This is a genomic window from Vibrio sp. THAF190c (genome assembly GCF_009363355.1).
Classification (GTDB): Bacteria; Pseudomonadota; Gammaproteobacteria; order Enterobacterales; family Vibrionaceae; genus Vibrio; species Vibrio fortis_A.
The window spans coordinates 2,570,974-2,583,557 of record NZ_CP045338.1; the positions used below are offsets into that span (position 1 = coordinate 2,570,974).

General features: G+C 45.6%; 11 protein-coding genes. 2 read left to right on the forward strand and 9 right to left on the reverse strand.

Translation table 11 applies throughout. From position 1 onward, the window contains the following. Positions 1–23: 23 nt before the first annotated feature. The 8 genes from ribD to FIV04_RS11515 form a co-directional block, all read right to left on the reverse strand. A complete protein-coding gene (ribD, locus tag FIV04_RS11480; RefSeq protein WP_253895346.1) occupies positions 24–1,139 on the reverse strand; it encodes a bifunctional diaminohydroxyphosphoribosylaminopyrimidine deaminase/5-amino-6-(5-phosphoribosylamino)uracil reductase RibD in 1,116 nt (371 codons plus the stop codon). 9 nt (positions 1,140–1,148) lie between these two features. Continuing rightward, a complete protein-coding gene (gene nrdR / locus FIV04_RS11485; protein WP_032551633.1) occupies positions 1,149–1,598 on the reverse strand; it encodes a transcriptional regulator NrdR in 450 nt (149 codons plus the stop codon). Positions 1,599–1,723: 125 nt separating this feature from the next. Continuing rightward, entirely contained in the window at positions 1,724–2,974 is a 1,251-nt protein-coding gene (locus FIV04_RS11490) for a glutamate-5-semialdehyde dehydrogenase (protein ID WP_152469191.1), read from the reverse strand. A 130-nt stretch (positions 2,975–3,104) separates the two neighbouring features. Further along, positions 3,105–4,244, reverse strand: a complete 1,140-nt coding sequence (gene proB, locus FIV04_RS11495; RefSeq protein ID WP_032551631.1) for a glutamate 5-kinase — start codon at positions 4,242–4,244, stop codon at positions 3,105–3,107. Positions 4,245–4,366: 122 nt separating this feature from the next. Next, positions 4,367–4,756 (reverse strand): sigma factor-binding protein Crl, encoded by a 390-nt coding sequence (gene crl / locus FIV04_RS11500; RefSeq protein WP_032551630.1) that lies wholly within the window; start codon positions 4,754–4,756, stop codon positions 4,367–4,369. Between the two features lie 144 nt (positions 4,757–4,900). Beyond that, positions 4,901–6,154: an esterase FrsA gene (gene frsA, locus FIV04_RS11505; protein ID WP_152469192.1), complete on the reverse strand. Its 1,254-nt coding sequence runs from the start codon at positions 6,152–6,154 to the stop codon at positions 4,901–4,903. Positions 6,155–6,242: 88 nt separating this feature from the next. Then, entirely contained in the window at positions 6,243–6,707 is a 465-nt protein-coding gene (gene tet(34), locus FIV04_RS11510; RefSeq protein ID WP_032551628.1) for an oxytetracycline resistance phosphoribosyltransferase domain-containing protein Tet(34), read from the reverse strand. Between the two features lie 64 nt (positions 6,708–6,771). Beyond that, positions 6,772–8,061: an NCS2 family permease gene (locus FIV04_RS11515; RefSeq protein WP_032551627.1), complete on the reverse strand. Its 1,290-nt coding sequence runs from the start codon at positions 8,059–8,061 to the stop codon at positions 6,772–6,774. A 1,132-nt stretch (positions 8,062–9,193) separates the two neighbouring features. Between FIV04_RS11515 and FIV04_RS11520 the strand changes: the two genes are divergently transcribed. After that, on the forward strand, positions 9,194–10,666 hold the full coding sequence (locus FIV04_RS11520) for an aminoacyl-histidine dipeptidase (protein ID WP_152469193.1): 1,473 nt from the start codon (positions 9,194–9,196) through the stop codon (positions 10,664–10,666). Between the two features lie 72 nt (positions 10,667–10,738). On the opposite strand, the gene FIV04_RS11525 is transcribed toward FIV04_RS11520, so the two are convergent. Then, complete coding sequence (locus FIV04_RS11525; RefSeq protein ID WP_152469194.1) at positions 10,739–11,278, reverse strand: DUF3332 domain-containing protein; 540 nt, start codon at positions 11,276–11,278, stop codon at positions 10,739–10,741. Between the two features lie 259 nt (positions 11,279–11,537). Here FIV04_RS11525 and FIV04_RS11530 point away from each other — a divergent pair, with 259 nt between their 5' ends. Further along, entirely contained in the window at positions 11,538–12,584 is a 1,047-nt protein-coding gene (locus FIV04_RS11530; protein WP_150893639.1) for a succinylglutamate desuccinylase/aspartoacylase family protein, read from the forward strand.

The window sequence follows — 12,584 nt, forward strand, 5'->3', positions numbered from 1 at the left end:
ACTATAGATATAACTATCACGGATTAAGATTTCCATACTGGCTGAGCGACAATGCGAATGTCAGGCCCTACCATACGTACATCTTTGATCGACAAATCGATCACGTCATCCATTGAGCTTAAGCCCAACGCACCCATCAAACCGCGGCCATCGCTGCCCATTAGTTTAGGTGCTAAGTATAAGATTAGCTCGTCAACCAGTTGATTCTCAATAAAGCTTTTTGCCAATGTTGCGCCTGCTTCCACCCAAATATGGTCAATGTGATGACTAGGAAGATCTTGAATCAGCTGGGTAATATCAAGCTGCCCCTCTCTGTCGAGAGCAACCATAATGTCAGCTTTAGACTCAGCAACCCGTAGCACTGGCGCTTCAGATTGATACAACTTGAGACCTTGATTAGCCGCTTGAAGCAATTTTGCCTGTCGATCGAGAATCACACGCGTAGGTTGACGCAGCGAAGATTGCGGATAAAGAGATTGAACCGCTTGCGGTAACTCGTCCCAACGTACATTAAGTGACGCATTATCTTCAATCACGGTTTGACTGGTCGATAATACCGCTCCCGCTTTAGCACGGTAATGTTGCACATCACGACGAGCATGCGGCGAAGTAATCCATTGGCTCTGACCATTACTTAAAGCGGTTTGACCGTCTAAGCTTGCTGCCATCTTCAATTGAACAAACGGCATACCTGTTTGCATGCGTTTGATAAAGGCTGGGTTTAACGCCAATGCATCTTGCTCTAGCAGCCCGACTTGCACCTCAATACCCGCATCACGCAGCATTTTGATGCCGCGGCCTGCAACTTTCGGGTTTGGGTCCTCCATTGCACAAATCACTTTTGCAACTTGAGCCTTAATCAACCCTTCAGCACATGGCGGTGTACGACCGTAATGAGAACACGGCTCTAGCGTGACATAAGCAGTCGCGCCTTTGGCTTTGTCGCCGGCCATTCTCATGGCATGAACTTCTGCGTGTGCTTCACCCGCTTTGGCATGAAAACCTTCACCAACAATGTTGTCGCCGTGCGCGATAACGCAGCCCACATTTGGGTTTGGTGCAGTGGTATAAATGCCGCGCTTAGCCAGTTGCATGGCACGCGACATCATTTGAAAATCTAACGGAGAAAATTTTGACATGAGTGGGAGTTAGTCCTCTAGCTTGGCAATCTCTTCGCCAAACTCTCGGATGTCTTCAAAGCTACGATAAACAGAGGCAAAGCGAATGTAAGCCACTTTGTCGAGCTCTTTCAGTTGGTCCATGACAAGGTTACCAATCATCTCTGTTGGTACTTCACGCTCGCCAGTTGCTCGCAGTTGAGACTTGATAGTACTGATCGCAAGTTCAATGGCGTCTGCGCTCACTGGGCGCTTCTCTAATGCACGCTGTACCCCACCGACCATTTTGTCTTCGTTAAAGGGTTCACGGTTGCCATTCGACTTGATCACTTTTGGCATAACAAGCTCAGCCGATTCGAATGTCGTAAAACGCTCACTACATGCCAGACATTGACGGCGACGACGAACTTGATGCCCGTCTGCGACTAGCCTTGAGTCGATTACTTTAGTGTCGTTCTCTGAACAAAAAGGACAATGCATATCACCTCCAAATAATTGATTGTCAGTGTAACGGAATTGCCAAACGTAGGGAAAGAAAAAGGGCCAATTAAGGCCCTTTTATGTGGTTATTCGTTGATTATGACTAACCGAGCTTCACATTCATCCTAGCTACGAACTAGGTAGTTCGCTTTACCAACCCACTTGTAGCTGGTTAGCTCTTCCAATCCCATAGGACCGCGAGCATGAAGCTTCTGTGTTGATACTGCCACTTCTGCGCCCAGACCAAACTGCGCACCATCCGTAAAGCGAGTTGACGCGTTCACATAAACCGCCGCAGAACCGACTGAGTTAATGAAACGCTCAGAGCTCTCTAGGCTGTTTGTCATGATTGCATCTGAGTGGCTCGCATTATGTACGCGCATGTGGTCAATCGCCTGCGCTACGTCAGCAACCACCTTGACACCTAAGGTGTAGCTTAGCCACTCAGTATCGAAATCATCTTCACCCGCATCACGCACGTCAGCGAAATCAGCAAGCAGCGCTTTAGCACTTGCATCAGCCACTAATGTCACTTTACCCGCTAGGCGTGTTTTAAGCTTACCAAGGAACTCCTCAGCGACCGCTTCATGAACAAGCAAGGTATCCAGAGAGTTACATGCTGATGGGCGCTGAACCTTTGAGTTTTCAACCACATTCACTGATTTTTCTAGGTCAGCCGACTCATCAACGAAGATGTGACTAATACCAAAGCCACCGATGATTACTGGGATAGTGCTGTTCTCTTTACACATTTTGTGTAGACCTGCACCACCGCGTGGGATGATCATATCAACGTACTCGTCTAGCTTAAGCAGTTGAGACACAAGTTCGCGATCTGGCTTCTCAATGTATTGTACCGATGCCGCTGGTAGCTCTGCTTTTTCAAGTGCAGATTGGATAACTTTAACCAGCTCCATGTTTGAGAAAAACGTCTCTTTACCACCACGTAGGATGCTTGCGTTACCTGTTTTCAGGCACAGTGCCGCAATGTCGATGGTTACGTTCGGGCGTGCTTCATAAATAACACCAACAACACCAAGCGGTACGCGACGACGAGATAGTGACATACCGTTTTCTAGTACTTTGCTGTCAATTTCGCTGCCTACAGGGTCATTCAGGCTGATAACGTTGCGCACATCGTTAGCAATACCCGTTAGACGCTCTTCGTTAAGAAGTAGGCGGTCAAGCAGCGCTTCTGTTAAACCAGCTTCACGACCTAATTCGATATCTTTTGCGTTCGCTTCAAGAATGGTCGCCGCATTTGCTTCTAGTTCATCTGCAATGATAGAGAGCGCTTTGTTCTTCTGCGCTGTTGATGCTGTTGCTAGGTGAAAGGCAGCCTCTTTTGCTGCGATACCCATGTTAGTTAAATCCACGTTTAACTCTCCCTTAATTCTGTCTATCTGAAATTCTGGGTACGCTAGTTAATGAAATAGCCACCTTCTATCGGCAGCTATTCATTGGTCTCTCATTTTCTGAGTAAGCGTACTAAGTTTAGCTCGTCTGTTACTCTTGGATCACTACCATGTCATCACGGTGAATAACCTCTGAGCCGTAGTCATAACCCAGAATTTCTCCAATATCTTTACTGTGTTTGCCCGCAATCTTCGCCAAGTCTTGGCTTGAGTAGCTTGCGATACCACGCGCAATCACTTTACCTTTGTTGTCTGTTACTTGAGTCACTTCACCACGAGAGAACTCACCGCGAACTTGAATCACACCTTTAGCCAACAAGCTGCTGCCCTTGGTGTTCACAGCATTCACTGCACCGTCATCAACCACGATATCACCCGCCGATGCAGGGCCAGCCAGGATCCAACGCTTACGGTTTTCAAGCGCCTCTTCCAATGGCAAGAAACGTGTGCCTTGTGGCTCTGCGCTGAGTGAGTCAAATACCACATTCTCTGCGCTGCCTGCTGCGATGATAACTTCAATACCTGCACGACGCGCAATATCCGCCGCTTGCAGCTTAGTGGCCATGCCGCCAGTACCCAAGGTGGTACCACTGCCGCCAGCAATCTTACGCAAGGTATCATCGATGGTCTTAACCTCTTTGATCAACTCAGCATTTGGGTCTTTGCGAGGATCAGCGGTAAATAGACCTTTTTGGTCAGTCAGGAGTAGAAGCTTATCAGCACCACACAAAATACCGACTAAAGCCGACAAGTTATCGTTGTCGCCTACTTTAATCTCGTTGGTTGCTACCGCATCGTTCTCATTAACGATTGGGATAATGTCGTTATCCACCAATGCATTGATGGTGTCACGTGCATTTAGGAAGCGCTCACGGTCATCGAGGTCGGCACGCGTTAACAGCATTTGGCCAATCTTGATGCCGTAGATAGCAAACAAAGACTCCCAAACCTGAATCAGTTGACTCTGTCCTACTGCAGCAAGCAACTGTTTGCTCGCCATTGAGTTGGGCAGTGCGGGGTAACCAAGGTGCTCACGTCCAGCTGCGATAGCGCCAGACGAAACCATAACCACAGAGTGGCCTTGCTTTTTCAGTTCTGCACACTGACGTACAAGCTCTACCATGTGAGCTCGATCTAACGCTAATGTGCCACCAGTTAAGACACTGGTACCCAGTTTAACAACCACAGTTTTGCGCTGTGTTGCTGTCCCGCTTTGATGATTAGTTGTCATGAAGTCTTTATATGAATAAAACAAATAAGAGGTGATGTTTTAACAATCAAAACGGGAATTCACAAGTAGAAAAGGTGCGAAATCGCACCTTTTTACCTTATAGAGAGGAGTAACCTTTAAAATTAGACAAATTCGACAGAAGCTGCGTCGAGCTCAACCTCCAGTTCGAACTTAGATTTCAGTTCCTCGGATAGCTTTTGATGAAACGCTTCCTGAGTACGAGTCACCTCAGAAACGGCTTTCTTAGGAAGTTCCAGCTCTTCCCATTCACCCTCAACGTTATATTTGCCAATGTTGTACTTGGCAGTAAAGCCTTGTTCAGATTTTGCCAATTCTAGCCACCATCCCCAGAACTCACGCTCTTCTGGTGACTTCTTATCGTTTACACACACCGAAAGGCAATCGAAGATGTAATGTCCCTCTTCCGATTGTGGCTCTCTCAAATATGGACCAATGGCCTTTAAAACATTTAGCAAACGATAATGAGTTGGTTGTTGTGTCACTTCTGACATATTGAATCTCCGTTTTCAATGTTAAGAATGACGCTACTCAGACTGTAATACGTAGAAAACACGCAAGTGGATTTTATAAATTATCTCTGAGTATCAGGTACTTAATCTGTACACTATTCATGCTTAACTAATTTAGGAGAAATGTCATCTAAATAATTCATCCTCAAGCCATTTTATCGCCAATTCGAGGGATTGCTCATACCCTTGTGTAATTGACTTGGACTTAATTTTCTTCGCCTTGCCGTAATCACTGTAAATAGCAACCAGTTGATTATCCGATGGTGGTGATACCGGGTCGCCATCCAGAGCCAATGCTAGGATAGGAACTCGCGTTTTACTGTTAGCCAGTAGCCCCTGAACCTTCAGAGACCAAGCCATCAGTTGACCTGACAAGCTATTGATATCAACTGCACCTTTACCCAAACGAGAAGCAAGCACATCAAGGTGCATCTTGGGCATCTGTTTCAATTTATCCGCATGTACGAAGATATCGTGAATCGGTGCACCGAGCGCCACACAGGCTTTGATCTTCTGTTGCTCTAGGAAAGACAAACGAACCATCGCGTTGCCGCCAAAGCGGAAACCGAACAGACCGACCTTGTAGTGGTCAACCCATGGGATATTCGGCAGCTCATTCAGGACCGCTTGGTGCAAACAGGAAGAATCTTCGGTTAGCGGCCACTGAGAACTGTGACCTATTGATGGCATATCTACCGTCAACATCGCGATATTCTTTGGCGCAAGGTAGTCGCGGAACAGACGCCACATATCCGTTTGTAAGCTATCTAGCCCAGCACTAACAATTACCACAGGTTGAGGCTTATCGGTATTGGAGAGATGCAGGTGCGCTTTGATCTTACGATTTTGATACGGGATCTCGAGCTGCTTTACTACCAGCTTAGTGTGCTTAATCGCTTCCGCATAAGCTGTGTTGGCCAACACCTGAGCTTGAGTCGCTAGGTTGTCATTTTTCAAATGTGGGTAGCCAGCAATACTGAAGCAAAGTGACGCAGAAAACAGTTCCTCTGCAACCTCTTCGCCGCTCTTATTGTTAGCGCGGTTTTGGTGTTGCATACCTAGCTTTGTCCACTCATAAGCCCAGTTACCACTGCGGTAGCCCATGACGGTATCTAACCAATCATCCGTCGTACGAGAATGGGTCGATGATGCAATGCGCGACAACACGGCTTCTTGCTCGATCGGGTTCACCCCTTGCCAAACCCACTGCATACGGCGCAGGTTTCGGTACCACGCGCTGTCTTGCTGCTCATGCTTTTGTTCAAGCAAATCAACAGAGCTCGGCATATATTGCGTCAGCATTGAGGTCTCTTTCGCCTGTTTGTGTTTGACGAATAGAGTTTCAGATAGGTTTTTACTGGTTTCTTCAGATAACGACATGGGGATTCTCAGTCGAGGATGATGACTGTAATGATATAAAAAAAAATGACCCTATAAAGGGTCATTTCTCAAAAAACACAGATTATGCTTATTTTGACTTGCGATTTACTGGCTCAATGTAACCTAGGCTTAGGTCCCATGGCTGTTCAATCCATGTGTCTTGTGCGATATCAACGATGTAATCGTCTAGTAGTGCAGCACCTGAAGGCTTAGCACATACTGCAATTAGCTTCGCTTTAGGGTACATTTCACGCAGTTTACGTGCAGTGTCACCGCTGTCTACTAGGTCTTCAACGATTAGGAAACCTTCACCGTCACCCTCTGGCGCTTTAACGACAGTCATATCACGTTGGTGATCGTGGTCGTAGCTAGAAATACAAATTGTATCAACGTAGCGAATACCTAGCTCACGAGCCAAGATTGCGCCTGGTACTAAACCACCACGACTTACTGCCCAGATACCCTTCCACTGTTCTGCTGGCATTTGCTTAGCAGCCAGTTCACGGCAGTAAGATTGCATGTTGTCCCATGTGATGATGAATTTGTTACTCATAGTAATTAAACCTAATAAATTGTCATGTTGTTAGAGGCCATGTCGACATGGCCTCTGCAAGCGATTAAGCGAAGATGTACTTAAGGATAAAGATCACAGACATTACCCAAACGGCAATAGAAACGTCGCGACCTTTGCCACTTAGCAGCTTAATTGCAGCGTAAGCGATGAAACCTAGAGAGATACCCTCTGCAATAGAGTACGTCAACGGCATAAGCAGACATGTTACCACGACTGGTGCTGCTTCTGTAAGATCACGCCAATCAATGCCAACCAGACCAGACATCATCAGAATTGCTACATAGAATAGCGCACCTGACGTTGCGTAAGCTGGAATCATGCCCGCTAGCGGCGAGAAGAATAGAGCAAGAAGGAAAAGTACGCCCACGACAACAGCCGTTAGACCAGTACGACCACCTTCTGCAACACCTGAAACACTCTCTACGTAAGAAGTGGTGTTTGATGTACCTAGAAGTGCACCGATAGACGTTGCTGTTGAGTCAGCAAGCAGTGCTTTGTTAAGACGAGGAAGTTTGCCGTCTTCTTTGATTAGGTTTGCTTTTGTCGCAACGCCAACTAGCGTACCTGCGGTATCAAATAGGTCGACGAATAGGAAAGCAAACACAACCGAGATCATGCCGATTTCAAATACAGCAGAGAAATCTAGCTGCATGAATGTTGGCGCTAGGCTTGGTGGCGCAGAAACGATACCACCGTATTGCACATCACCAATAACAATTGCAATCGCAGTGATAGCAAGAATCGCGATCATTACTGCACCTTTCACACCACGGTGAACCAGTGCAACTGTTAAGAAGAAGCCAAGTGCCCCCAGAATAGGGCCAATCGCTGTGATATCACCCAGAGATACCTTCGTTGCTGGGTTAGAAACAACGATACCAGCGTTGCTTAGAGCGATAAACGCAAGGAAAAGACCGATACCTGCAGAGATACCCACACGCAGTGACATAGGAATCGAGTTTATGATCCATTCGCGGACTTTAAAAATGCTTAAGAAAATGAAGATAACGCCCGACACGAATACCGCAGCCAAAGCAACTTGCCACGTATACCCCATGCCCATTACAACCGCGTAAGTAAAGAACGCGTTCAGACCCATACCTGGTGCTTGAGCGATCGGGTAGTTGGCTACAAAGCCCATGATGAAACAGCCAATAGCCGCAGCTAGACAGGTTGCTACAAATACAGCGCCGTGATCCATACCTGCGTCAGCTAAGATCATTGGGTTTACAAAAATGATGTAAGCCATGGTTAGGAAAGTCGTTAGACCGGCGATGATTTCAGTGCGCACATTGGTGCCGTTTTCACTGAGTTTGAATAGCTTTTCGAACATTATCGAATCCTATGAGGGTAGAAAGTAAACGGTTGCGTAATCGATTGGCTCAGGATTATAAAGTCATCAAATAACAAATTCCAGATAGAATTAAGACTCTAACCAATATTAATAGAGAAAATGTATGAAACAGGGCGATTAAAGGAGGCTAACCTTAGTCGTGAAATCTTTTTAAAACAGAGAGTTAAAATCATCAAAAAAATGCAAAACAAGTGGTGTTTTTTTCTACCACCTTGAAAATTCACCAAGAAAAGACAGTAAAGACCGTACGATAAAAGTCATTAAAGCACCGCTCTTTTCAACAGATCTGGTAATAATGGAAGTTCCGCTCAGTTGTAGTGCAAAATTTAACCAGATCTTATTACCATCAGAATAGAGTGGTATCAAAAGTCCTGATTTCAATAATGCATTGGAGTGGCTATGAAGCCTTGGGATAACAAATCGTGGAATTAGAAAAATGATGGAAAACAGCAGGCAAAAAAAACGCCACTCAAATCTGAGTGGCGGTAGAATCAGTCAACCAAGAGGGTTGTAAAAAAATTCCAATATATAGGGGTGAACAAACTGTTCAAGTCACACGCTCAGATTACTTGTTGTAACCAAAGCTAGTTGGGTATGCAAAGTTGCTAGTGTAAACAGAGCTGTTAAGCCAGAACATTGCAGATGGTAAACCTTTCATAACTATCACCTTAATAAATCAATTAAAAACAATTTTGATTTCTCAGTTCCTTGGAGGCGATAAACGGACTCATCCTTTGAGCATTTACTCTTCGTCTCAGAAGTTGGTTATTAATATACCCTAACGAAAAAAGATTACAAGTATTTTTTGCACTAAATCACATTTTCAGTCTAAAAAGACTAAATAACAAACCCAATATGTAATTAAATTACAAAACAGACCAATAAAAACGTTTGCACGGCAACTTATTAAGCAACTGGGCACCTATTTTTGATCGAAGCAACAAATCTATTTTCAAACTTTGCAACAATTGCCTGTTACAACACCTACTCGTTGCCTCACTCAAATGGTATGCTGTCGGCATCAAAACAGACCCATATTTTAGATAATTGTCCTTTATACCAAGCCACTTTTACCTAAAGATATGGTTATTAAATAAAAAAGGAGTCATCCGTGTCTGAATTCCATTCTGAGATCAGTAAATTATCCCCTGCCCCACTTTGGCAGTTTTTCGATAAGATTTGCTCAATCCCACACCCATCAAAGCACGAAGAAGAGCTTGCTCAATACATTATTGCTTGGGCAACAGAACAAGGCCTAGATGTACGCCGTGACCCAACGGGTAACGTATTCATCAAGAAGCCAGCAACGCCGGGTATGGAAAACAAAAAAGGTGTGGTACTACAAGCTCACATCGATATGGTTCCACAAAAGAACGAAGATACGGTTCACGACTTCACTAAAGACCCAATCCAACCGTACATCGACGGCGAGTGGGTAACAGCGAAAGGCACAACACTTGGCGCAGACAACGGTATGGGCATGGCATCATGTCTTGCGGTTCTTGCATCAAACGAAATCAAGCACGGCCCAATCGAAGTTCTACTAACGGTAGATGAAGAAGCAGGTATGACTGGTGCGTTCGGTCTTGAAGCGGGTTGGTTAGAGGGTGACATCCTTCTTAACACCGATTCAGAGCAAGAAGGCGAAGTGTACATGGGTTGTGCTGGCGGCATCGACGGCGCAATGACATTTGACGTTGCTCGTACTGCAATCCCAGCAGATTTCGTGACTCGTAAGCTAACGCTTAAAGGTCTTAAAGGCGGCCACTCAGGTTGTGATATTCACACAGGTCGTGCAAACGCAAACAAACTGCTTGCTCGTTTCCTAGCGGGTCACGCAAAAGAGCTAGACCTACGCATCGTAGAATTCAAAGGCGGTAGCCTGCGTAACGCAATTCCTCGTGAAGGTTTCGTAACCGTTGCTGTACCAGCGGCAAACCAAGAGAAACTGGCTTCGCTATACAACTACTACACGGAGCTTCTTTCAACAGAGCTAGGTAAAGTAGAAGACAGCATTGTGACTTTCAACGAAGAAGCTTCAGTTGAAATGGGCGCACTTGCAGCGGCTGACCAAGCTCGCTTCATCGCAGCACTTAACGCAGCGCCAAATGGCGTGATCCGTATGAGTGACGAAATTGAAGGCGTTGTTGAAACCTCTCTAAACGTTGGCGTTATCACAACTGAAGAGAACTCAATCACTGTACTTTGCTTGATCCGCTCTCTTATCGACTCTGGCCGTAGCCAAGTTGAAAGCATGCTTCACTCTGTAGCTGAGCTTGCGGGTGCAACTATCGAATTCTCTGGTGCTTACCCAGGTTGGAAGCCAGATGCGGACTCAGAAATCATGCACATCTTCCGCGACATGTACGAAGGCATCTACGGTCACAAGCCAAACATCATGGTTATCCATGCTGGTCTTGAGTGTGGTCTATTCAAAGAACCTTACCCGAACATGGACATGGTTTCTTTCGGCCCTACTATCAAGTTCCCTCACTCTCCAGATGAGAAAGTGAAGATTGATACGGTTGAGCTATTCTGGAACCAAATGGTTGCACTACTTGAAGCAATCCCAGAAAAAGCATAATTCGCTTTTCTAGCTGAAACAAAAACAGGTACTCATTGAGTACCTGTTTTTTTAACTAACGAATATTACGTATTACGCGCGAGCTGCCGCGTAAGCCGCTAACTCATCCATTGAGGTTTGAGCAACAATCTCACCATCGATAGAGTACGTCACCACTTCGCCATCACGCACACCAATCAAAGTCGCCTCTTCACCATTTTGGTAAGTGATGCTCATTTGAATCGTGTTTTCATCCAACTGCACCATTTCGCCACGCTCAATCACACGATTTTGAGTTAGAGGTGCGATTGGCGCTTCAGTGAGAGACTTATCAAGCTGGTGGTTGATGTCGATGTAAGTATCAGTTTTGCTATCGAAGATATGCGGGGTACCAGTAATTGGGTTTTTACCCGTCCAAAACTCTAAAGAGTTGAAGACTAAGTAGTCCGCTGCCACAGTTAGACCGTAAACAGGTGCGAGCAACATGTTCAACCCACCACGCGCGTAACGGTTGTCGACCGCTTTAAGGTTAAATTGCATTAGGTAACCAGTAACAGCATTACTGCCCACACAGCCTGAAATAGCTACCGACGCGACAGCCAGAGCTACGATCTTAGTGATTGTTTTTTTCATAACGATCTCAGTTAATTAATATAGTCGCCCAAAAAAAGGCGCTGGATAGTAGCAGTCGATTTCTTCTCAATTATCAGCGAATTGTCAGAAATAAAACGCTAAGCAATTAACTTGATTAAGATTAAATCAACGCCAATTCCATTCTCAAACACACCTCATTAAAAATTTTTGTCGTCACCGTAAAGTGATTGATTCGTACTAAAAATCAACGATTGGTACATTCCGATTTAATCCATTATCCATTCGTTGAGAAACCTAAATGGCAAGACTAAAACCTAACCAACCATTCGAACTCCTTGGTCAAACTGTACAACCAGGCCAACGAATGGAGATTGAGCTGCAAGCGGCTCAGCTATATACCCACTCACCACTATCGATCCCTATCGAGGTGATTCATGGTCGTCAGGCGGGACCAACGTTGATGGTGAACGCAGCGATTCACGGAGACGAGCTCAATGGTGTTGAGATTGCACGTCAACTTACCAACGCTATCGAACCGAAAAAGCTAAAAGGTACCCTGATTGTCGTACCTATCGTTAACGTGTTTGGCTTTATTCATAAGTCTCGCTACCTACCGGATCGCCGCGACCTAAACCGCTGCTTTCCAGGAAGCGAAAAAGGCTCACTAACGTCTCGTATCGCCTACACATTCTTTGAAAATGTCGCGAAACGTTGTGACTATATTTTGGATTTGCATACAGGTGCCATTCACCGCACCAACCTGCCTCAGATTCGTGCAAACTTATCGAACCCTGAGACATTAAGAATCGCTAATGCGTTTGCGACACCAGTGATCATCGACTCACCACTTCGTGACGGTTCACTGCGCAGTGAAGCCGAGAAGCTTGGTATTCCGGTACTGACGTACGAAGGCGGTGAAGCGCTGCGCTTTGATCACCTAGCAATCCGTGCTGGTTACTTGGGAATTCATCAGGTAATGAAAGCTATCGGTATGCTTAGACCAAACCGTAAAAAGCTACCGGAGCCTGTGATCAGTCGCTCCACCAGCTGGATTCGCGCAGAATCAGACGGCATCTTACGTAACATGGTGAGATTAGGTGAAAAGGTTGAGGCGGGACAAACACTGGCGTATGTCAGTTCGCCGCTAGGACACCAAGAGAGTCAAATCATCACCAAGAAAGGCGGTATTGTGATTGGTCAGCAAACTCTGCCACTGGTTAATGAAGGTGATGCGGTGTTCCACATTGCTTACTTCAAACAAGATGATGAAGATGTAGAACAGTCAGTAGAAAACTACATTGAAGAAGTTGCTGAAGAAGATTGGCTGACGACTCTGAATAACTGA